At 70.7% G+C, this 20,531-nt stretch carries 18 protein-coding genes and 3 pseudogenes; 9 read left to right on the forward strand and 12 right to left on the reverse strand.

The window, feature by feature from the left end:
* Positions 1-316 precede the first annotated feature (316 nt).
* The 7 genes from OHS17_RS01115 to OHS17_RS01145 form a co-directional block, all read right to left on the reverse strand.
* On the reverse strand, positions 317-787 hold the full coding sequence (locus OHS17_RS01115; protein WP_330310614.1) for an HIT family protein: 471 nt from the start codon (positions 785-787) through the stop codon (positions 317-319).
* A gap of 62 nt (positions 788-849) precedes the next feature.
* On the reverse strand, positions 850-1,203 hold the full coding sequence (locus tag OHS17_RS01120; protein WP_330310615.1) for a hypothetical protein: 354 nt from the start codon (positions 1,201-1,203) through the stop codon (positions 850-852).
* A gap of 167 nt (positions 1,204-1,370) precedes the next feature.
* Entirely contained in the window at positions 1,371-2,789 is a 1,419-nt protein-coding gene (locus OHS17_RS01125; protein ID WP_330310616.1) for a replication-relaxation family protein, read from the reverse strand.
* Positions 2,767-3,417, reverse strand: a complete 651-nt coding sequence (locus OHS17_RS01130; RefSeq protein ID WP_330310617.1) for a rhodanese-like domain-containing protein — start codon at positions 3,415-3,417, stop codon at positions 2,767-2,769. The genes OHS17_RS01125 and OHS17_RS01130 overlap by 23 nt, the downstream gene beginning before the upstream one ends.
* A 25-nt stretch (positions 3,418-3,442) precedes the next feature.
* A complete protein-coding gene (locus OHS17_RS01135) occupies positions 3,443-4,186 on the reverse strand; it encodes a sulfite exporter TauE/SafE family protein (RefSeq protein ID WP_330310618.1) in 744 nt (247 codons plus the stop codon).
* Positions 4,183-4,542, reverse strand: coding sequence for a rhodanese-like domain-containing protein (locus OHS17_RS01140; RefSeq protein ID WP_330310619.1), 360 nt, complete (start codon positions 4,540-4,542; stop codon positions 4,183-4,185). The genes OHS17_RS01135 and OHS17_RS01140 overlap by 4 nt, the downstream gene beginning before the upstream one ends.
* A gap of 30 nt (positions 4,543-4,572) precedes the next feature.
* Positions 4,573-5,943, reverse strand: coding sequence for an MBL fold metallo-hydrolase (locus OHS17_RS01145; RefSeq protein WP_330310620.1), 1,371 nt, complete (start codon positions 5,941-5,943; stop codon positions 4,573-4,575).
* A 120-nt stretch (positions 5,944-6,063) separates the two neighbouring features.
* On the opposite strand from OHS17_RS01145, the gene OHS17_RS01150 reads away from it, so the two are divergent.
* The 3 genes and pseudogenes from OHS17_RS01150 to OHS17_RS01160 all read left to right on the forward strand — a co-directional run.
* Entirely contained in the window at positions 6,064-6,465 is a 402-nt protein-coding gene (locus tag OHS17_RS01150) for a DUF302 domain-containing protein (protein ID WP_330310621.1), read from the forward strand.
* Positions 6,462-6,779, forward strand: coding sequence for a metal-sensitive transcriptional regulator (locus OHS17_RS01155; RefSeq protein ID WP_330310622.1), 318 nt, complete (start codon positions 6,462-6,464; stop codon positions 6,777-6,779). Before OHS17_RS01150 ends, OHS17_RS01155 begins: the two co-directional genes overlap by 4 nt.
* Positions 6,780-6,936: 157 nt before the next feature.
* A pseudogene (locus tag OHS17_RS01160) lies at positions 6,937-7,322 on the forward strand (transposase); the annotation flags it as partial.
* A gap of 554 nt (positions 7,323-7,876) precedes the next feature.
* Here OHS17_RS01160 and OHS17_RS01165 read toward each other — a convergent pair.
* Entirely contained in the window at positions 7,877-8,347 is a 471-nt protein-coding gene (locus tag OHS17_RS01165; RefSeq protein ID WP_330310623.1) for an ester cyclase, read from the reverse strand.
* Positions 8,348-8,593: 246 nt separating this feature from the next.
* On the opposite strand from OHS17_RS01165, the gene OHS17_RS01170 reads away from it, so the two are divergent.
* On the forward strand, positions 8,594-9,202 hold the full coding sequence (locus OHS17_RS01170; RefSeq protein WP_330310624.1) for a TetR/AcrR family transcriptional regulator: 609 nt from the start codon (positions 8,594-8,596) through the stop codon (positions 9,200-9,202).
* A gap of 108 nt (positions 9,203-9,310) precedes the next feature.
* Here the strand turns inward: OHS17_RS01170 and OHS17_RS33840 are convergent, their stop codons facing one another.
* A complete protein-coding gene (locus OHS17_RS33840; RefSeq protein WP_383168709.1) occupies positions 9,311-9,433 on the reverse strand; it encodes a hypothetical protein in 123 nt (40 codons plus the stop codon).
* 822 nt (positions 9,434-10,255) lie between these two features.
* Complete coding sequence (locus OHS17_RS01180) at positions 10,256-11,467, reverse strand: YncE family protein (protein WP_330310625.1); 1,212 nt, start codon at positions 11,465-11,467, stop codon at positions 10,256-10,258.
* A 389-nt stretch (positions 11,468-11,856) separates the two neighbouring features.
* Here OHS17_RS01180 and OHS17_RS01185 point away from each other — a divergent pair, with 389 nt between their 5' ends.
* Complete coding sequence (locus tag OHS17_RS01185; protein ID WP_330310626.1) at positions 11,857-12,501, forward strand: TetR/AcrR family transcriptional regulator; 645 nt, start codon at positions 11,857-11,859, stop codon at positions 12,499-12,501.
* A gap of 153 nt (positions 12,502-12,654) precedes the next feature.
* Here the strand turns inward: OHS17_RS01185 and gudD are convergent.
* Positions 12,655-13,082: pseudogene (gene gudD / locus OHS17_RS01190) on the reverse strand (glucarate dehydratase); the annotation flags it as partial.
* A 14-nt stretch (positions 13,083-13,096) separates the two neighbouring features.
* Between gudD and OHS17_RS01195 the strand changes: the two are divergent.
* The 4 genes and pseudogenes from OHS17_RS01195 to OHS17_RS01210 form a co-directional block, all read left to right on the forward strand.
* Positions 13,097-13,486, forward strand: a pseudogene (locus OHS17_RS01195) (IclR family transcriptional regulator); the annotation flags it as partial.
* A 275-nt stretch (positions 13,487-13,761) separates the two neighbouring features.
* Complete coding sequence (locus OHS17_RS01200; protein WP_330310627.1) at positions 13,762-14,502, forward strand: SDR family oxidoreductase; 741 nt, start codon at positions 13,762-13,764, stop codon at positions 14,500-14,502.
* Between the two features lie 36 nt (positions 14,503-14,538).
* On the forward strand, positions 14,539-15,438 hold the full coding sequence (locus OHS17_RS01205; RefSeq protein ID WP_330310628.1) for an SDR family oxidoreductase: 900 nt from the start codon (positions 14,539-14,541) through the stop codon (positions 15,436-15,438).
* Between the two features lie 86 nt (positions 15,439-15,524).
* Positions 15,525-16,145 carry a TetR-like C-terminal domain-containing protein gene (locus tag OHS17_RS01210; RefSeq protein WP_330310629.1) on the forward strand — a complete coding sequence of 207 codons (621 nt, stop codon included), beginning with the start codon at positions 15,525-15,527 and terminating at the stop codon, positions 16,143-16,145.
* A gap of 156 nt (positions 16,146-16,301) precedes the next feature.
* Here the strand turns inward: OHS17_RS01210 and OHS17_RS01215 are convergent, their stop codons facing one another.
* Complete coding sequence (locus OHS17_RS01215; protein ID WP_330310630.1) at positions 16,302-20,219, reverse strand: discoidin domain-containing protein; 3,918 nt, start codon at positions 20,217-20,219, stop codon at positions 16,302-16,304.
* Positions 20,220-20,531 lie beyond the last annotated feature (312 nt).

Below are 20,531 nucleotides of genomic sequence, written 5' to 3' on the forward strand. Positions count from 1 at the left end.
TGGTCGCAGGCGGCATCTGCTACGGCCTGGTGGTCCTGCTCGGCTTCCAGAGGATCGACACCTCCGCCAGGCTCGACGCGAAGACGCTCTTCGACTTGGTGAAGCTGTCCTTCGGGGTGGTAGCCGGGGCCGGCGCGCTTCTCCAGTGGCAGGGTGTCCTTCGACCGCGCCGTCTTCTCCGGCGGCACGGTGATCTTCAATGCTGGAACAGCTCCCGGCTGGCTTCCTCCGACTCCGTAATCCCCTGGGGGCGTAAACGGTCAACTCACGCCCGGTTCACTCGGGCCTCCACAACGAGCGCGAGTGGCTTGGGAGCTCACCCTTCGGCGAGGGCGGCGCGTAGACGTTCCCCCAGGGCCGCTGCTTCCGCGTCGGTGTAGGACAGCATGCCGTTCTCGGTCATCAGGGCGTGGAACTGCTGTTTCCTGTACGGCGTTCCCGGGGGCAGGCCGGCGATGTGCCAGTGAAGGTGCGCGTTGCCCTGCTGGCTGCCCAGGGACAGCAGGTAGGTGCGCTCGGGTTCGACGACCGCTTCCACCGCAAGCGCCACCTTGCGGACCACCGACATCAGGGCAAGGTAGGCGGGCTCCTCAAGTTCGCGGACAGCATGCTCGATGTGGGTCTTGGGAGCCACGAGCACCTTCCCCGGCACGGTGGGATACCGGTCGAGAAAGGCGATGTGCTGGTCGTCCTCGTACACCGTCACATGCCCGGGCTCACCCGCCACGAACGCGCAAATGAAGCATGGACTGTTACGCACCCTGGCCTCGTACGCGTCCAGGTCCATAGGGCGCCGATCCGCTGCCACAAGGCTCTCCTCTTCGATCCGGTCGGCCGGGCGTCAGCACGTCAGACGATGGCGTGGTCCAGCAAAGCCCACATCCGATCCAGCTGCCCGTCGATCGCTGTACCCGGATCCTGCGCGAGCAGCCGTGCCGCCCCTGCGACCAGCGAGGCCACCGCCACCAGCCGGATCTGCTGCTCCGGGGTGAGCCACGGCGCGTCCTGGACGACGCACGGCACGGCGGTCAGCTCGCTACGAGTCACTTCGTCAAGGCCGCCCGTCCCGTCGCTCATCACACCGTAGGCGTCCATGCGGTCGCACTCCTCCAGAGTCAGGGAGGCCGTCGCCGTCTCGATCGCCTCCGGCAGCTCCCCGGCGAGCCAGGCCCCGACCGGGCAGGCCGTCGGCGCACCGGGCAAGGAGCGGACCTACGCGGCTGCCCGGCAGCCGCGGCAGCGGCCAGGGCCTCCTCCCCCCTCCCACAGCTCGCACGGAACATTCAGGAGACCCGGAGGGCAAGTGAGAGATCGTCACCCTCCTCTAACCGCTGGAAGAAGCCAGAGGTCACCCGGCCTCCGCCGCCTCCTCAGGTCCGCCGACGTGAGAACCACCGGCCGGGCATCCGCGCCAGCTCCTGATGGTCCTCCTGGTCGTGGCGCTCCGAACGGTGTTGGAGGGTCTGGGCCAGCTGCACGGCGACGAGGGCGCGGTGCTTGCACCGGTCGCAGAGCGTGGGTGGTGTCCGCCGGAGTTCCCCAGTCGGTGGCCTGGGCCGTCTTCCACCGTTGGTCGGTGAACTTCGTCCCGCACCGCGCACACGCCGGGCGCTGCGCTTCCCGCTCCACCGTGCGCTGTTCGGCCTCCTGGCGCTCACGCTCCTGGGCCTCGCGCTCACGGGCCCGCTGCTGGGCCCAGTGGCGTTCCAGGGCGGCCTGACGGCGGGGGCTACCGATCGCGTCGAACAGCATCTGCGGACCGGGGCGGCCGAAGCGACGGAAGACCTGACCATGCGGACCGTGCTCCCGGAGGTCGGCCAGGGTGGTCGCGATGACGGGGATCTTCCTGCCGTAGTGGTGGAAGTCCTCCTCGTAGTCCTTGTCCCCGGGTGCCGGGTGAGAGCAGCCAGGCGCGCGATGGTGCGCTCGGGGTTGCGGGCACCGAGCGGGTTGAACACGAACAGCACCGGCGGGTACGGGTTCTCAAGCCCCGTGCCGGGTGGCGTGTTCCAGCGTGTGCGCCACATCGGCTGCGCCTTGCCCACCGTGTCCTTCACCTTGCGGCGGTAGAAGCGGGCGTACTTCTCCTGCTTGTCCGCGAACTCCTCCGCGGTCTCGTGGCAGTTGTCGACCTCCACGAACAGCAGCGGGATGTTGTCCTGGGGCGCGGTCAGGACGATGTCGGCCTGGGCGCCGCCCCGGCCCGGCGTGCTCCACGACCCCGCAACCGGCAACGCGACCTCGGGCAAGTACGAGCCGATGCTCCCCACCCCGCCGGGGGCGTCGACGACGGCCTGGGCGGCCGCCCGTACCGCAGGCGGGTCGGTGGCGAGCTTGGCCAGGTCCGGCTTCGGGCGCAGCAGGCCGATCACGGTCTTGTTCACGGTCATCGGGTGGGAGGCGCCGGCCGCGCCCGCGCCGCGCGCGGTCGCGCCCATCTCGGACAGCGGGCGCTGAAGCTCGGTGGCGGCGGCCTCCAGGCCCTTGAGGGTCAGGTGACGCAGAACCTCGCCCGCGCTCGTCGGGCCGCCGGTCGTGACGAGGCGGTGGGTGCGCAGGTCGGCCAGGGCGGTGGTGTGCGCGTCGCGGTGCGGGCCGCCTTCCGCTTCGCCGCCGTCGGCTTCTCCGTGTGACGGTGATTCAGGTGCGGCATCGCGATCCGCTGGATCTGATCCGTCGTGGCGACCTTCAGCACCCCGAGGACGCGCAGCACGTCCGCGCGCGCCGTGTTCGTCGACCCGGCCGCGTTCGACTTCCTCACCGCCATCAGCTCCTCCCCCGCGGTCCATGTTCCGCGTCCAGCCGGCCGCCGCCGGCTGGGCTTCGTACGGTGTCCGGGGCCGGCACCCGATGCTCTCCCAGGACGGCGAGGGTGTTGTTCAGGTTGGCGCGGTTGGTTCGGTTGTAGGGGAGCTTCCCGAGCAGCGCGGCCATGGCACAGCTGTTGGACAGGGCGGAGTAGACGAGGCCCGCGGCAACGCCGGCGGAAATCAGCTGGAAGGCGGGGTGGATCAGCACGCCCAGGAGCAGCCCGAGCAGGACGAGGGAGCCTGCGGTGAAACGGACCTGGCGGTCCATGGCCCACTTGGCCGCCGCAGGGGTTGCCGGGCGGTGCAGTTCCCCGCCTTCCGAGGCCCAGGCAGCGGTTCCGCCTTCGAGGCTGGCCGCCGGTATGCCGTTCGACGTCAGTGTGTCGCCTGCCTTCTGCGAGCGTGCGCCGGAGGCGCAGACCACGAGGAGGTCGCGGCGGTCCGCGGTCTCGCGGAGCGTCGGCAGGGCCTGCGCGAGGTCGTCGAGGGGGATGTTGTGGGCGCCGGGCAGGTGACCGCCAGCGTATTCGCCGGGGGAACGTACGTCGATGACGACGAGGGTGTGGAGGCGCTCACGGACGGCGCTGGTGGTGACGGTCGAGCTCATGGGCTGTGTCCTTCGGTCGGGGTGGTCAGATGAGGGTGTCGAGGAGCATGAAGGCGGCCACTGCGAGCAGTACGTAGGCGAAGATGTGCTGCAGGCGGTTGCCGGTGAGCTTCGCGGCGAGGCGTTTGCCGTCCCAGGCGCCGAGTAGCGCGGCTCCGGTGAAGGGGGCGATGACGGCCCATTCGAGGCCTTCGGCGGTGCCGGTGCGGGTGGCGAGCGCGGCGAGCGAGTTGATGATGATGACCAGGAGGCTGGTGCCGACGGCGGCCTTCATACGCAGGCCCAGGACGCTGACAAGAGCGGGTACCGCGAGGAAGCCTCCGCCGACGCCAAGTACACCGGTGACGGCGCCCAGGCCGGCTCCTGCTCCCGCGGCCTTCGCGGGCCGCACGGGCTGATCCGGTGCGGGGCGGCTGGGACGGAGCATCCGCCAGGCCGCGAGAGCGGCGACCACGGAGAACGCGATGGTCAGTGCGGGGGCCGGAATGCTGTCGGCGGCGAAGCCGCCGAGCATGGCGGGGACGATGCCCGCGGCGGCGAAGAGCAGCCCGGACCGCCAGCGGACGTTGCCGTCCCGGGCGTGGGCGACCAGAGAGCTGATGGACGTCGCGGCGACGATGATCAGACTGGCGGTGGTGGCGGCGACGGGGCTGAAACCGAGCAGGTAGATCAGTGCGGGCACCGCCAGGACGCTGCCGCCCCCGCCGAGCCCGCCCAGGGCCAGGCCGACGACCGCTCCTGCGACGAGAGCCAGGATGAGCACACTCATATGACGGTTCCGGCTGCCCCGGCGGTGTTCTGCACCGGCAGTCCCTGGCGGGCCCACGCCTTCATGCCGCCGGTGACGTCGACCGCGTCCATGCCCCGCTCACGCAGCAGGCGGGCGGCGCGCTGCGAGCGCTGCCCGGAGCGGCAGATCAGCACGAGGCGTGTGCCGGCCGGTATGCCGGGCGCCTTCGGTCCGGCTGACAGCCGGGACAGCGGCAGGTGCCGGGCGCCGCGAATGTGTCCGGCGTCCCACTCGTCGTTCTCGCGCACGTACAGCAGCACTGCGGCGGCCGCCTGGTGCAGGTGGTGGGCCTCCGCGACGCCCGGGCGAGCGGGCCCGGAACGGAAGATGGGCATGGTGGGACTCCTCTCGGGGCCGGTCGAGGTTCAGGCAGTGGTGCGGACGGTGAGGCCGGCGTCGTCGGCCTGATCGAAGCCGTCGTCGACAGCGACGACGTCGCGTCCGGCCGCGTCGAGCACCGAGGCCGCGATCGCGGCGCGCATGCCGCCGGCGCAGTGCACCCAGATCTGTCCTGCGGGCACCTCGTCGATCCGCTTGTGCAGCTGGTGCACGGGAATGTGGACCGATCCCTCGATGTATCCGCCGGCGCGCTCGGAGTCGCGGCGTACGTCCAGGATGACCGGCAGTTCCTGCGCGTCCGACAGTTCGACTGCCAGGTCGGAGAAAACCGCGCGGCGGAACGAGGCCGGGGTGTCGCCAGGGCGCAGCCAGTCGGACAGGTCGCCGGTCGCGGCTGCCGCGGGGCGGTCGATCCCAACCCGGACCAGTTCGCGCTGGGCGGCGGCGAGTTCCTGAGGCGTCTCGGCGAGCAGGGTGACGGGCTTTCCCCACGGGATCATCCAGGCCAGATAGGTGGCGATCTTGCCGTCGGCCTCGAAGTTGAACGAGCCGGCGACGTGGCCCTGGGCGAAGGCGACACGGTTGCGCAGGTCCACGACCCATTCCCCAGCCGCGAGCCGGGTGGCGATCTCCTCCGCGTCCGCGAGCCGGGGGGCGGTCAGATCGACGGGGGCCGGGCCGGCGGAGTTGGCCGGGCCCATGTGGGCGTAGTAGGCGGGAACGTCTTCCAGGCCGGCGAGCAGGTCGGCGACGAAGGAGTCGACGTCCTGGGCGAGGGCGGAGTTGACCGTCTTCTCCCGGCCGATGGTGCTCGCGTCGCCTTCGGCCTGTCCGGAGGAGCAAAAGCTGCCGAACCCGTGGGTGGGCAGGACGGAGGTGTCATCGGGCAGCTCGGCCGCAAGGCGGTGCGCGGAGGCGTGCTGGGCCCTGGCGAGGTGCTCGGTGAGGCGGGGTTCGACCAGGTCGGGGCGGCCCACGGTGCCGATGAGCAGGGAGCCGCCGGTGAACGCGGCGACCGGATTCCCGCCCTCCTCCAGGACATAGGCGGTGTGGTGCGGCGTGTGACCGGGGGTGGCCAGGGCCCGTACGGACAGTTCCTGGTCTATCTCGATCGTGTCACCGTCGCTGACCGGGACGCGGGCGAAGGAGACCTGCGCGGCGGCCGGCACGAGGTAGGCGGCGCCGGTCACCCGAGCCAGTTCGAGGCCGCCCGTCACGTAGTCGTTGTGGATGTGTGTCTCCACCACGTGCGTGATGAGCACTCCGCGGCGTGCGGCTGCCGCGATCACCTCATCGATGTCGCGCGGCGGGTCGACCGCCACCGCGGTCCGGGCACCCCCGGCCAGGTAGTGCCGGTTGCCCAGCCCCTCGATCTCGATGGTGTCGATAAAGAACATGTGTGTCTCACTTCCTCAGCTCTATACCCCCCCGGGTATTAAATCCACCATAACAGAGTACCCCCGGGGGTATAGTCGAAGGAGAATGACCCGATTCACCCCGGACTGGGAAGGAAGATCATGGGATACGACCGGACTATCCGCGTCCACGCCGACTTCACCCGCACCGTGGCCGCCGCCAGGCAGGCCCTTGCCGCACAGGGTTTCGGAGTACTCACCGAGATCGACATGGCCGCGACCCTCAAAACCAAAATCGGCCGGGACATGGAGGACTACCTGGTCCTGGGAGCCTGCAACCCGCAGCTGGCAGGAAAGGCCCTCGACGCCGACCCGGCCATCGGGCTCCTGCTGCCCTGCAACGTGGTGGTCCGGGCCGAGGGAGCACAGACAGTGGTGCAGGCCCTGGACCCGACCACCATGGTCACTCTGACCGGCCTGGAGGCCATGGCCCCCATCGCGGACGAGGCGACGCGCCGGATGGACAGCATGCTCGCCCAGCTCTCCGAGGAGCTCGAAGGATGAACCCGCCCCTGCCCGACCCGGTCCCGGAAGCGGCCCCGGCCGTCACCGCCGCGGACGAGGCCTCCGCCCGGGCTGCACTCAACCGCCTGCGCCGCGCACAGGGGCAACTCGCGGGAGTGATCGCCATGGTCGAGGAAGGCCGCGACTGCCGGGATGTGGTGACCCAGCTCGCCGCCGTCAGCCGGGCGCTGGACCGGGCTGGCTTCAAAATCATCGCCGGACGCATGCGTGAATGCCTCACCGCCCCCGAAGACGGCGGTACGCCCGTCATGAACGAGACGGAGCTGGAAAAGCTCTTCCTCACCCTGGCCTGAGCTGGACTCTGTCGGTGATCTTGGAGTTGCCCGGTGCATTGGCGGGGACTGTGAAAGTTCGGTGCAACTCCCGAACACGGAAGAGGCATCGATGACCAGCGGCAACGTGACCGAGGCCGAGGGCGTTGAGCCGTCCGAGGCCGAGGTGCCGAAGTCCATGGACGACCGGGCTGATCGACGAGCCGGCTGGCCGAGCTCAGGCCGAGGGCCTGCGGCTGACCGGCGAGGGCGGGCTGCTCCAGCAGCTGACCAGGCGGCTCCTGGAGTCCGCTCTCGAAGGCGAGATCACCAACCACCTCGACTATGACAAGCATGATCCCGCCGGGAAGAACGGCGGCAACAGCCGTAACGGGACTCGTGGCAAACCGTGCTGACCGACGTCGACCCGGTCGAGACAGCCGCGCCACGGGACCGCGGGGGCTCCTTCGAACCGAAGATCGTCAAGAAGCGGCAGAGGTGTCTGTCGGGCGTCGACGAGATGGTCATCTCGCTCGCCGCGAGGGGCCTGACGACCGTGAGGTCCAGGCTCACCTGTCCGAGGTCGACCTGTGCACTCCGCCCTCCGGGGCCTGAAAGGGGTGGTGCCGAGGGAACCCGAGCATGCTCATGGAGCAGCACCCATACGACCGTGGTCGGCGAGGCCGCCGAGAGGTGGCGGCAGTGCGCCGACCGCACGCGGTCGACCTCCCGGCCGGGCACGTCCCGCACTTCTGCGCAGAGAGCAGCCGTCACCGTCCAAGCCCGTCAGCAGGCTGTGCCGCGGAACTGCATCGGGGGCCCGTACTACCCGCTTCCGCGACGTGGCTGAGCACCCCGAGGATCCCGCGGGCAGGCCGGTCAGGCGGATGCGGAATGGTCCCGGGCCGCCCAGGTCACGAGGCCGCACCGGGGAGAGCGCGAGGCGTCGAGGCGGGTGGCCGCACTCCCGATCCTGCCCTGCCGGGAACGGGGCCGGCGGCGCAAGTTCCCCCGTGTGAGAGTCGGTGCGGCCGGGGCGCCGTCCGCAGACGGAGCAGCAGGCGCACGACGAACCGCGCCGAGGCGGTCGGCGGTGGCCGCCTCGGCGTAGCTTCTGTCGCCTGTGCGGTGCGGTGAAACTACACCCGTGTGGCGGCCGTCTCGGCGGCCTCGATCGCCGATGTGAAGTCGGGGGCGGCCCCGATCTGTGCGAGCAGTACGTTCGCCGCGTTGTAGCAGTTGAACGTTTCGATCCTTCCCTCACGGAGGTACCAGAGGTCCGCCGTCGGCACGTCGATGCGGTTTCCGGTGGGAGGGATGTCGCCGACCGGAGTCGGGAACGCACCGAGATGCGTCCCCTGGATCCGCAGTTCGACGGCGACGACGTCACCGAGCACATGCACCGCGAGCAGCTCACGGTGGATGTCGGGAAAGACGCAGGCCAGCCCCGCCACTCCCTGTGCGATCTCGTCCCCGCGGAGGGTCATCGCGTTCGGCAGGTCGTTGAAGGTTCCGTCTTCGGTGAACAGGGCGCGAAAGCCGTGTCCGTCGAGGACGTTCCCTTCCGCCAGCCGGTATGCCTCGCGGACAACCTCTTCATTGCGTGTCACTTATGTTCTCCTCGGTGCTGGTACCGCCAGGGGGGCACCCCCCGGCGGCGCAATCGACGGACGCTGCGATTCCATCGGGTCGCCTGATCCCGGGAACGCGCGGATGGGCTGCGACGGTGCCGCATCGGGGCACGTACGGTGAGCCCGTTCGACAGCAGTTTTAATGATGGGTGTCATTGCAACTCCTGTTATAATGAAGGTCGTCATTGAAAAGGTCAATTCGGGAACGACGGCGGAAGGGCTGCAGTGCCGCGAATCACCAAGGAGGACAAGGCCCGCAACCGGCAGAACATCCTCGAAGCGGCGGGCCGCATGTTCCGCTCGCAGGGCGTCGACGCAGTCGGCATCGCCGAACTGATGAAGGAAGCCGGGCTCACCCATGGCGGCTTCTACAACCACTTCGCCTCCAAGAACGACCTGGTGGTCGAGGTGTGCAGGGCCTCCTTCGCCGCCTCACACGAAAGCCTGGCCGGCATGATCGCGGAGGGTCAGGACATGGCCGGCCCTCCGCTCAAACACGTCGTGGCCGGATATGTGTCCACCGCGCACCGTGACGACGCGAACGGTGGCTGCCCCTCCGCCTCCCTGGTCACCGACGCCGTACGGCTGAACGAAGCGGTGCAGAGCGCTTACGCCGAAGGCGTCGAGGGCTATCTGACCGGCTTCGCCACCGAGTTCCTGCGCGAAGCCGAGGAGAAGGGCCACGAACCCGACCCGGCCGAAGCCCGCCAGAAGGCCGTTCGCCTGCTCAGCGAAATGGTCGGCGCACTGATGATCGCCCGCGCCGTACGCCACGTCGAGCCCGGACTCTCCGACGAGATTCTGCGGGCCGCCCGCAGTTACACCCTCGACTGATGCGAGGTGCGGCTGCTGCGGGCCGCGGAGCGACGCTCGTCTCCGGCGGCACGGACCACGATCCGCACACGAAGCCTGCGGAGACGCGTCGATCGGTTGGCCGACCGCTCAGGCGTCGTGGTGGCCTCGCTGCTGTCCATGGTTCAAGTGGACACGTGACCAGTTCGCGCTTTCGCGCGCCCGGCCCTTGATGAACAGCGACTGGCAGATCGCCTCGTGGCTGATGCGCATGGACTCATCGTCCGGGAAATCGACCCGCAGCCGGCGCGCGATCTGCTCCGGGCTCCAGGCCGTTGACCACCTTTGTCCTGGCGATGAGGCTTGTTCAGCCCTTCGACCGGCCAGGGGGACGTGGTCACGGGTGAGGGCCGGAAGGAGGGCGAGAGTGTCGCGCGTTTGCCCGAGACCTCGCCGCGCACCTCACCGCTGCGGAGCCGGTGTGCTGGGCGAGCAGCAGGTGCCGCCTTCGGGTTCGAGGCGCAAAAGCTGCGGCAGCGGGCACGGCGGGCCCCTGCGGCGCCGAGAGGTCTCCGGAACGGTCGGCCGGAAAGGCGGTCCGGAGTTCGGCCGCCACGTCCAGGCCGGCGCGGCCGCTCGACGGGACCGGCGCGGCGGGGGTGATCGGGGAATGCGCTGGGACGACAGGAGTGAAGCGCACCCAGCGGAGCGACGTCCGCACCACGAGGGACAGCGCCTGCCTGGCGTACCGCGCCGTCATCGTGTGTCCCCCGGACCGGCTTCGCGCACCCGGGCGACCCGTGTGGAGCCGCAGATCGTGACCGGGACACCGAAGGGTGCCGCCATCGGCGCCGCAGCAGGCGCGGCCGACCGTACGCCCCCGGGCGCACGCGAGAGCGTCGTGTCCTTACCGGGCCGCGGGACCCTGAATCTGTCACCGACAGACCTGGTGCTCCAGAGACCCGCAGTCCGGGGCAGCTCCGCCCCGGACTGCCGGTCTCGCGCGTGCCCCCGGCGGGCGGGGGCGGGCCGGTCGTACCGCGTTCTCCTACGCGCGGGTCGCGCACTCCCCCGCGCACGGGAGCCGGAGAGGGGTCAGCCGGTCGGGCCGGTCCAGCCGGTGGGGAGGTGGGCGAGGCGTACCCTCTGGGGGTGGTCGCCGACGGGAACGGAGGCGATCCTCCGGCCGGTGGCGAAGCTGATGGCGGTGACCTGGTCCGCGCCGCTCTCGGAGATGATGCACGCCTCGCCGTCGCCGCTCACGGTGGCCCAGTACGGCTTGGAGGCGGAGACGAGCGGGCCTTCCTGAAGCGTCGCACGGTCGACGACGGTCGCGTAGTTGTCCATGGTTCCGGCGATGCAGAGCTTGGTGCCGTCGGGCTTCATGGACATGCCGTGGTGGCGTGAGTCGTTGACGAAGGTGGTGCGGTCGTCGCTGGTCCCGGGGTTCTTCGGCAGGGTCTTCATCCGGGTGATCTTGTCGGCGGCGACGTCGTACTCGAAGAAGCCGTTGAAGAACGAGACCTGGAAGTACATCTTGGACTCGTCGGGCGTGAACGCGACCGGCCGGATCGAGTCGGAGAAGTCCTTGCCGCCGGGGAAGGCGTTCAGGCGCTCCCGCATGTCGATGGTCTTCACCACCTTGAACGTCTGGGCGTCCGCCACGGTGATCTTGCGGTCACCCTTCAGAAAGTCCTGCCAGGGTGCGTCGAAGTCATTGTTGACCTCCCCGATCGACATGTTCCAGATCTTGCCGTCACGGGTGAAGACGTTCTCGTGGGGCTTGTCACCGGTGGCGAACGAGCCGGTCTGCCGACCCGTGTTGATGTCCAGCACGTGCACGGTGTTGCCGGTGGAGGCCGACACCGCCACCCGGGACCCGTCGGGAGAGACTGCCATGTGGTCGGCCCGGTAACCCGAGACGCGGAAGCGCCACTTGACCGCACCCGTGGTGGTGTCGATGGAGGCCACGTCCCCGAAGCTCGGGCGTGACACCACGATCGCCGAGCCGTCCGGCGTGGTGTACATGTCGTCGACGAACTGGTCGTGGCCCTCCCCGGCGGTCTCCCTGATCCCCAGGAAGAAGATCAGCCGGATCGGGTCGGTGTAGATCTCCCGCAGGCGCTCGCTCTTGTCGGGAACCAGGTTGATGCGGCCGACCTTGGAGAAGTCCCCCGTGGACTTGATGACGTCCGCGGTGCCCTCCCAGTTGTTGCCGACCAGCATCACCTCCTGGAGGGAAGGTGCGGCATGCGCGGTGCTCGCGGGGACCAGGGCGCCCGCGGCCATCAGGGCCGCCGCGGTCATGCTCCACAGCCGCCGGCCGCGGCGGGAGCTGCTCCCGGCGTGTCGACGAGAGCCGGGCGGGGCGGGGGGTGGTGCAGTGTGCATGTTTCGCTCCTCTGCGGGAAGTGAGGTGCCGGACCGGGCAGGAAACTGGAGCACTGTGCGGTGGGTCAGCCCCGCGGTCGAGCGCCGGACGACTCCGCACGGGAAGACCGCGGTGGCCGCGGCCGGGCGGGCCGGCCGCTCACGGTTCGACCGAGTCGGCGCGCCGTGCGGGCGTGACGCGCACCCCCAAGTCTGAACACAGCCTCATTCAGACTTGGGTTACCGGATGGTAGGGAGCAGTTGGAGCGCGGCGCAAGGGCCGTGCGGCAGGATTGTGCGTACGAGCAGGCAGGAGGGGGGTGGCCGTGGCGGGGAGAATCACCCCGGCCGAGGGCCGGTACGGAGGCAGGAACGCAGCCGAGCGGCGGGCGGAGCGACGCGCGCGGTTCCGCGAAGCCGGCCTGGACCTGTTCGGCTCCGGACCGGGGTACCGGGCCACCAGGCTGGGCGACCTGTGCAAAGCGGCCGGCCTGTCAACCCGTCAGTTCTACGAGGAGTACCGCACACTGGAAGACCTCCTGGCCGACCTCCACCTGTACGTCAACGAGATCGCCGCAGGGGCCGTCCTCGACGTGCTCCCCCAGGTGCGGGAACTCCCTCTTGCGGATCGCGTCACCGCCTACACGCGCGCCTACCTCGAGGGCGCCTCCGACGACATGCGCCACGCCCGCATCGCTTACGTGGAGGTCGTCGGTGTCAGCCCTCGCATCAACCACCAGCGCCTCCAGCGCCGCGCCACCTGGATCGAGCTGCTGAACCACCTGGCGGACGAGGCCGTCGCCCGCGGGGAAACACCGGCCGACGACTACCGCCTGGCCCCGGCGGCCCTCATTGGTGCGATCAACGGACTCATGCACGACTGGGTCGTCGGCTGGGTCACCGCCACGCGGGAGGAGATCGCCGACGAACTCCTGAGCATCATTCTCGGCAGGTACAGGCCCAGCAACTGACCGCGAGGGGACGGAGATACGCGGAGGCGCCCTGCACCCCACGCGCCGACCCCCGACGGGGCGCTGCGGGCTTCGCCCCAGGAGCACACCCCGGGCTCAGGACGTCAGCCCCGCGGAGCCGGAACGCGGCTCGTCGCAGGCTCCCACCGGCGGCCCGTATACGTCGTAGGTGGCTTCGGCTGGCGGACGATGGCCTCGGGCGTGAGAGCCTCCTCGTGCCGGATGCGGTACCAGTCGACGCACGCATCGGGTTCGCGGGCGTAGCCGAGGCTTCTGCGGTCCGGGTCGCCGACGTAGAGAAGGTAGCCCAGCACCCGGAAGTCGCGCTGCTGAACGTCGCCCAGCAGTGCCGCGACCGGGACCCCGAGGTGCTGGCCGAGCAGGGCGCGCAGGACGTACTCGACCGCCGTATCGGCGTGCACGGTGGTCTTCAGGTCGACCGTCGGCGCCCCTCGTCCGCCCGCGTCACGGTCCCGGAACCTGCGCCCGATCTCGCGCAGGACACGCTTGCAGTCACCCACCGCGGCGCCGACGACCAGGGCACCGGCGTCGCTCAGCGTCCGGGTCATCCTCTCGCCACCGTGGCGCTGCTGAACTGCTCGCCACACGGGGCGACCGGCCGGCCCGCCTGGACGAACGCGCCTCGGGTCTCGGCGTACCACGCAGGATGTACCCGTTGTTGCAGGCCCTGGTCGACTGCGGCTGGCTCCGTTCGGACACGACCGGCTCCCTGTACGGCATCGGCATCCGGGACCTGCACACGGGCGCGAGCTACCTGGACAGCGACCCGCACGTACGCGTGGCACGCCCGTATCTCTACGAGGCCTCCGAGGCGCTCGGCGAAACGATCCACCTGGCACGGCTCGACGACGCGAACGTCGTCTACCTCGCCACCCGCGAGTCCCACGCGTACCCGCGGTGGCCCCTCCGGGTCGCGCGGTCCGAGCGCCTTCCCGGGCCCGGCCGGGCGTCCGCCCGGAGCGTCGGCACCTGCGGAGTTCTCGGCACGCAGGTGCGGGCCCGCCCGCCGCGGATGCGGAGCGGCCACCGGCGGGCGGCGCCAGGATGAGTACCGGCTGCGGCAACCACCGGTGCGGCCACAGTGGACAGCGGCAGCTGGGCGGTCTCCCTGGCCCGGATCCGCGACCGGGTGTCGCCCCCCGTCGGACCTCCCGCCCACACAAATGGACGCCACGTTCATTTCATGATTATATGAACTCGGCGTTCATAAGGCGCCATCGAGCAAGCGAGGAGACCCTCATGAGCATGTCCGCACCCACCCGCGTCGCTCTCGTCACCGGCGGCTCGGGCGGCATCGGCCGCGCCACGGCGGAGAGGCTGGCCAAGGACGGCGTCTCGGTCGCCGTCCACTACGCCGGCAACCGGACCAAGGCGGAGGAGACCGTCACGGCCATCACCGCGTCCGGCGGCCGTGCGCTCGCTGTGGGCGGCGATGTCGCCGACGAGAACGCAATGCGTACCGCCTTCGAGACCGTGGAGTCCGCGTTCGGCGGCATCGACGTCGTGGTGAACACGGCCGGCATCATGGTCCTCGCCCCGATCGCGACCCTGGACCTCGACGACCTGGACCGCATGCACCGCACCAACATCCGCGGCACGTTCGTCGTCAGCCAGCAGGCCGCGCGAAGCCTGCGCCCCGGCGGCGCGATCATCAACTTCTCCACGTCCGTGGTCCGCACCCAGTTTCCCCAGTACGGCGCCTACGTCGCCAGCAAGGCCGCCGTCGAGGCCATGACCCTCGTCCTCGCCAGGGAGCTGCGCGGCCGCGACATCACGGTCAACGCCGTGGCCCCCGGTCCCACCGCCACCCCGCTCTTCCTCCAGGGCAAGGACGAGGAGACCATCGACAAACTCGCCAAGGCGGCCCCGCTGGAGCGTCTCGGCAAGCCGGAGGACATCGCCGAGACCGTCGCCTTCCTCGCCGGCCCCGCCCGCTGGGTCAACGGCCAGGTCATCTACACCAACGGCGGCCTCGCCTAACCCGGCCGCAGTCACCCCCCACCCGAAAGGTCCCCCATGTCCTCCACAGGCAATGTCGTCGTCATCACGGGCGCTTCCAGCGGTTTCGGCGCCCTCACCGCCCGGGCCCTGGCGGACGCCGGCCACACCGTGTACGCGGGCATGCGCAACACCGCGGGCCGCAACGCGCCGCAGGTCCAGGCCGCGGCCGACTACGCCCGCGAGCACGGCGTCGATCTGCGCTCCATCGAGCTCGACGTGAACGCACAGGACTCCGTCGACGCGGCCGTCGCGCAGGTCGAGGCCGAGTCCGGCCGGATCGACGTGCTCATCCACAACGCCGGCCACATGGCCACCGGCCCCGCCGAGGCCTTCACCCCGGAGCAGTTCGCCGAGCTGTACGACGTCAACGTCCTCTCCACCCAGCGCGTGAACCGCGCCGCGCTGCCCGGCATGCGCAGCCGGGGCAAGGGGCTCGTGCTCTGGGTGTCCAGCAGCAGCGTCAAGGGCGGCACTCCCCCGTATCTCGCCCCCTACTTCGCGGCCAAGGCCGCCATGGACTCCCTCGCCGTGTCCTACGCGGCCGAGCTGGCCCGCTGGGGCATCGAGACGACGATCGTCGTACCCGGCTCGTTCACCAGCGGAACCAACCACTTCGCCCACTCGGGCCGCCCCTCGGACACCTCCGTCGAGGCCGAGTACGCGGCGAAGTACCCCGGGCTCATGGACCAGGTCGCGGGCAAGCTGGCGGCCCTCGCCCCCGAGGGCGCGGATGCTTCCATGGTCTCCGACGAGATCGCGCGCATCGTCGCCCTGCCGGCGGGCGACCGGCCCTTCCGGGTACACGTCGACCCCGCGGACGACGGGTCGGAGGAGGTCTCGGACACCGCCGACCGCATCCGTGCCACGTTCCTCGAGCGGATCGGCCTCGCCGACCTGCTCAGCGGCGGACACTGACCGTACCGGTGGCGTACGGGCCCCGGCCCGTACGCCACCGGTACGGTTCCCGGCGTCGTCACCCTTCACCAGATCAGGAGCATCCCGTGTCAGAGGCCGCGAAAATCCCGGCGAACCGAGGCCGCGGACGGCGACCCGCCGAGGAGGTGCGGGCGGAGGTCCTGCACACCGTCGGCGAACTGCTCCTGACGGAGGGGACGAGCCGCCTCACCTTCGAGCGCGTCGCGAAGGCGTCGGGCGCCAGCAAGACGACCCTCTACAAGTGGTGGCCGTCCATCGGCGCGCTCGCTCTCGACGGCTACTTCCATGCCGTCGAGGACACCCTCGCCTTCCCCGACACCGGGGACATCCGAGCCGACCTGCTCACGCAACTGCACGCCTTCGCCGAGGTGATGACCCGGACACCCGGCGGGCGCGTCCTCACCGAGCTCATCGGCGCCTCTCAGACCGATGCGCAACTGGCCGCCTCCTACCGCAGCCTGTACTCCGCCGAGCGCCGCAGGCTCGCGGGCGAGCGACTGCGGCAGGCCCAGGCGCAGGGGCAGATCCGGCCGGACGTCGACGTGCAGGTCATGGTGGACCAGCTCTGGGGAGCCATCTACCACCGGCTCCTGATACCCGATGAGCCGGTCACCGAGGGCTTCGTCACCGCCCTGGTCGACAACCTCCTCCTCGGAGTCGCCGCCCGCCCCGCCTACGGCGCCTGAGCCCGGCAGCTGACGGCCCGATCGTCCCTGCGTGGCCGGAGCGCCCGCCACCCGTCGCAGGGACCCGATCGGGGCGCCTCTCCCCGGACATGAAGAACCGCAGGCCGGGGCGGGCGGCACGCCTGCCCCGGCCTGCGGTTCACCGGCTCTCAGGGATCAGCTGAACTCGGCGACGACCGTGTGGTCCCCCGTCACCGTGATGCTGACCGTGTTTCCGGTCTGCGGCAGTCTCCTGCCGTCGACCGTCCAGCCGGTGAGGCGGAAACCGTGCGCGGGACGGGCGGTGGCGGTCACCGTGTCGCCCTTCTCATAGGTGTCCGGCTCGGTCGCGTTACCGCTGAGGGTCACCGTGCCGCCGCTCGCCGGCTCGGCGCTCGCCCTGACCTTCTGCTGCACCACGTTGATCACCATGATCCCGTACAGTTTCGCGGGACCGGCCGAGGTGGTGCCGTTGTAGCGCATCACGTTGACCGCGCTGACCTCGGCGTCCTTGCCCGCCTTGACGCTGTACCCGCCGTCGCCGAGGTTGTCCGTGCCGAGGTTGTGGGCGTGGACCTCACCGGATTCGACGACGAGGCCGTTGTGCATCCCGTAGCCGAAGACGTCGTTGACGGTCAGGCCGCGAGCGCCGTCGACGTGCACCAGGTCGGTGTTCTTGCGGGTGAAACCGTCGATGGTCTCCGGGAAGAGGTTGCTTCCCAGGCCCCAGTTCGGGATGCCGTAGCCGACCCGGGCCACGCCGTTGCCGTTGCTGAGCACTCCGTTGATGCTGCCGCCCCTGACCGCGCCCACGGTGACCCCCCGGTTGAGGAAGACGCCGTGCAGCTTGTGCACCACGAAGCCGTCGTTGCGCTCGGACGACATGTCCACTCCGTTCCACGCGTTGGTCAGGCTCACGTCGACGACGTAGCTGCCGCGCGCCTGGCCCCGGATGTCGTACGGGTAGGGGACGTAGCCGGTGGCCGGGTTGTTCTCGGGGTGGAAGACCCGCAACCCGCGCACGCCCGCGCCGGTGCCGTCAAGGGTCACGGTGGCCGGGGCCTTCGCCGCGTCGGCGCTGTCACGTCCGGCGTGCGCGATCAGGACCGTACCGCCGCTGTTCTGGCTCTCGTCCCGGTTCGGGGAGGCGGACGCTCCGCGCAGCTCCACCCCGGCCGGCACCCGGAGGCGGCCGTCGATCCGGTACCAGCCGGCCGGCAGGTAGACCAGTCCCCCGCCCCGGGCGCCCGCACGGTCCAGCACCTTCTGGACCGACGCGGTGGCATCGGCCTTCGGCTGGTAGCCGACGCCATGGGGCGCGTTCTCCGCGACGTACAGCACCTCACGCCGGGGGTGCGGGTCGGCGGCCGGAGCCCGGTAGGCGGGCACGCTTCCGGGCATCCGGATCACGGTGGCGCTGGTGGGGCCGGTCAGCTTCGTGCCGGTGACCTTGACGTACCCCTCCACGGTGTTGCGGACCGAGGCCGTGCTGCCCTCCAGAGTGCTCTCGGCCAGCGTCATGCCCCAGCGGGAGTCGATGTCCTCCACGAGCAGGGCGGTGTCGGTACGCAGCACCCGGGTCCTGACGAAAGCTCCCGTGAACCTGGCCCGCTGCCCCTTCACGATGTGGATGCCGGTGCGGTAGTCGGACAGGGTGATGCGGGAGAACTGGTCCCACTCCAGGTCGCCCAGCACCAGTCCGGTGCCGTGGGCGCGGGTCCACTTGTCGAGCGCCGACCGCTTCGGCGGGTGGTACGCCGCCGGGGCGCCGGCCCAGTAGGCGTTGGAGAAGGTGATGTCGTCCCAGGTGCCCACGTCGGAACCGTTGTAGGCGACGGCTCCCTCGGACAGCACGGTGCCCTTGACGTCCTGGACGGTCGCCGACTCGTGCACCTGGCCCTGTACCGCGGGCCGGCCGCGCTCGTCGGTCATGGTGGAGACGCCGACGCCCTTGTACGAGTTGAGCATGGTCACGTGCTGGACCGTGCCCATCATGAAGTTCTCGTCGCTCGCCCATGCCGAGCCGGGGATCTCGAAGGTGTAGTTGTACGGCACCGGGCGGGCGGCGTCCTGGTGCGGGTAGTAGGTGGTCAGGCCCTGTACGGAGGCACTGCCGCCCACGCGGAACAGCACCGGCCCGTCCGCGCCCGCGGGCAGGTCGGCCCGGATCACCGTGCCGTAGTCGCCCTTGCCGCGGTCGGGGTCGCGCCGGTCACCGCGCAGCGAGCAGAAGGCCGGGACCTCAACCGTGCCGGTGATCCGGTAGGTGCCCGCCGTCATCCAGACGGTGCCGCCGCCCGCGTCCTGGCAGTCGTAGAGTGCGGCCTGCACGGCTGCGGTGGCGTCCTTGCGCCCGGTCACGTCGGCGTGGTGGTCGCGGACGTCGAAGTCCGCCACGACCGGGCCGTCGGCCGGGTAGCGGGTGTCGGCCAGTACCGGGTGGCCGGTGACGGTACGGCGGTCGAACACCCTGAGGTCGGCGAGTTCGACGTCGGTCGCGCCCGCGGTGTACCCGTCGATCCTCAGCTGTACGTACCGTGCCCGGACCGCCGGGAAAGCGGTGGCGAAGACGTCACCGGAACCGGTGCTGCCGGTGCGGCCGACCTCGGTGTAGCTCTTCCCGTCGCGCGAGACGCGGACGGTGTAGTCGGGCGAGAAGGCGCCACCCCACACCGTCTTGACCTGCGACAGCCGACGGGTGGTGCCGAGGTCCACGGTGTAGGTCTCGCCGTCACCGTCGTCACCGCTCACCCACGCCGTACCCCGGTCGCCGTCGATAGCCGCGCCCGGGCTGGATCCGCCGGCGGTGGACGAGGCGGTCGCGGTGCCCTCGTGGGCCAGGTCCTTGTCGACCGTAGAGGCCCGGAAGGCGTCCAGGGCTGCCGCCAGCGTGTGGAAGGCGGCCCGTGCCTCCTGGTCGGTCACACCGGTCCCGGCGGCTACGGAGCGCGCCGCGTCCACCGCCTTGCGGAGCCGGTCCTTGGCGCCCGCGGGGAACTGGCCGTCGCGCACACCCTCCCGGGCGGCGGCGTGGGCGGTGGTGGCCTGGGCGATCAGCTGCTCCAGCCCGGTGGTCGGGTCGAGCTTGCTCTGCAGCGCGGTCACGGAGACCCGCGCCACCTTCAGTTCACCGGTGCCGCCCCCGGTGGTGATCCGGAAGTCGGAGCCGTTGGACCGGCTGGTGAGTATCGCGTCGTCCAGGAGGAAGGTGTGCGTCTTCCAGGTGTCCGAGTCCCCGTAGGTGAAGACCGGGGACTGCTTGAACATGTCCGGGATGGTCTCGCCCGGCGAGTCGTACTCGAGCTGCAGCGAACCGCTGCCGTGGTCGAAGTAGTCGATGCTGACGGCGACCGGCTCGTGGTTGCCGTAGAGGATCGTGTCGTCGACGTTCATGTAGAGGAAGCCGGTCTCGGCCCCGGGATTGCTCTGGTCGGTCCCCCAGAAGCCGCGGCCTGCCTCGACGCCCGTGACAAGGTGGCCGTCGTTGTCGCCGGCTCGCGGGGAGATGCCGTGCGCGTCCACGGCGGCGCCGAGGTCCACGGACGGTCCCGAGGACACGCGCACCGAGGAGACCGTGACGTCGGCCGCGGTGTCACCGTCGACACCGGATATCCGCAGCTGCCTGCCGTCGGAGAACTCTGCAGGGACGACGAACGCCTCCGTCGTGAACGCCCCCGTGTCGCGGAGCGCGACACGGCCGAGCTCCCGGTCGGCGCCGCGCGTCAGGCGCAGGGCGCCGCTGCCGGTGTCCAGGTAGGTGACGGCGACGGTCAGCCGGTCCGCCGTCACGGCGTCGGTGTACTCGGGGTCCAGGTCGAAGGCCAGGTGGCCGGTGCCGGCGGATACATCGGTGCGCCAGTACGGCGTGCCGTCCTGGTTGCCGGTCCGCAGGCCGTCCGCGTCGTCGCCGGCGGTGGCGGTCAGGCCGAGGGTGAAGGGGTCGGGGCCGAGGTCGGCCCCGACGCCGAGCGGGTAGAGCTGCGGGGCGGCGGCCCGGGCCGGCGCCGAGACCGGCAGCAGGAGCGCGAGGGTGGCGAGCAGGGCGATGACCGGCGCGCGCAGCAGCGCCGCGAGTCTGGTGCGTACAGGTGGCACGGACTACCTCCGAAGATCACGGTCGGACGTGTGGATCAGGGGTCGTGCGGGAGCGGCGCCCGTCGGCTGGCCAGGCGCGGGCCGCGCGGCTCGCGCCCTCGGGCGGGAGCCGCGCGGCCGGTGCCGGGCAGGACCGGGTCCTGCCGGGCCGGGGCACTGTTCCCGGGGCCACGGCGGGACCGCCTCAGGGGCGGTGGTGCCGGTCCACCGGGTTCCGGGCGGGCCGGTCGCGGCGGATTCGGTGTGCGGGGTGGACCGGACCGGATGTGGCCGCTCCGCGGTACGCCGGGCCGGGCCCGGCGTACCGCGGAG

Source organism: Streptomyces sp. NBC_00523, from assembly GCF_036346615.1.
Classification (GTDB): Bacteria; Actinomycetota; Actinomycetes; order Streptomycetales; family Streptomycetaceae; genus Streptomyces.

Bases quoted from the DNA above. Each gene is read 5' to 3' on its own strand.
- OHS17_RS01145 (WP_330310620.1), bottom strand. From the start codon at position 5,943: ATGTTCTTTATCGACACCATCGAGATCGAGGGGCTGGGCAACCGGCAC.
- OHS17_RS01180 (WP_330310625.1), bottom strand. From the start codon at position 11,467: ATGACCGCGGCGGCCCTGATGGCCGCGGGCGCCCTGGTCCCCGCGAGC.
- OHS17_RS01200 (WP_330310627.1), top strand. From the start codon at position 13,762: ATGAGCATGTCCGCACCCACCCGCGTCGCTCTCGTCACCGGCGGCTCG.
- OHS17_RS01140 (WP_330310619.1), bottom strand. From the start codon at position 4,542: ATGCCCATCTTCCGTTCCGGGCCCGCTCGCCCGGGCGTCGCGGAGGCC.
- OHS17_RS01205 (WP_330310628.1), top strand. From the start codon at position 14,539: ATGTCCTCCACAGGCAATGTCGTCGTCATCACGGGCGCTTCCAGCGGT.
- OHS17_RS01150 (WP_330310621.1), top strand. From the start codon at position 6,064: ATGGGATACGACCGGACTATCCGCGTCCACGCCGACTTCACCCGCACC.
- OHS17_RS01155 (WP_330310622.1), top strand. From the start codon at position 6,462: ATGAACCCGCCCCTGCCCGACCCGGTCCCGGAAGCGGCCCCGGCCGTC.
- OHS17_RS33840 (WP_383168709.1), bottom strand. From the start codon at position 9,433: ATGCGCATCAGCCACGAGGCGATCTGCCAGTCGCTGTTCATCAAGGGC.
- OHS17_RS01125 (WP_330310616.1), bottom strand. From the start codon at position 2,789: ATGGACCGCGGGGGAGGAGCTGATGGCGGTGAGGAAGTCGAACGCGGC.
- OHS17_RS01130 (WP_330310617.1), bottom strand. From the start codon at position 3,417: ATGAGCTCGACCGTCACCACCAGCGCCGTCCGTGAGCGCCTCCACACC.
- OHS17_RS01135 (WP_330310618.1), bottom strand. From the start codon at position 4,186: ATGAGTGTGCTCATCCTGGCTCTCGTCGCAGGAGCGGTCGTCGGCCTG.
- OHS17_RS01115 (WP_330310614.1), bottom strand. From the start codon at position 787: ATGGACCTGGACGCGTACGAGGCCAGGGTGCGTAACAGTCCATGCTTC.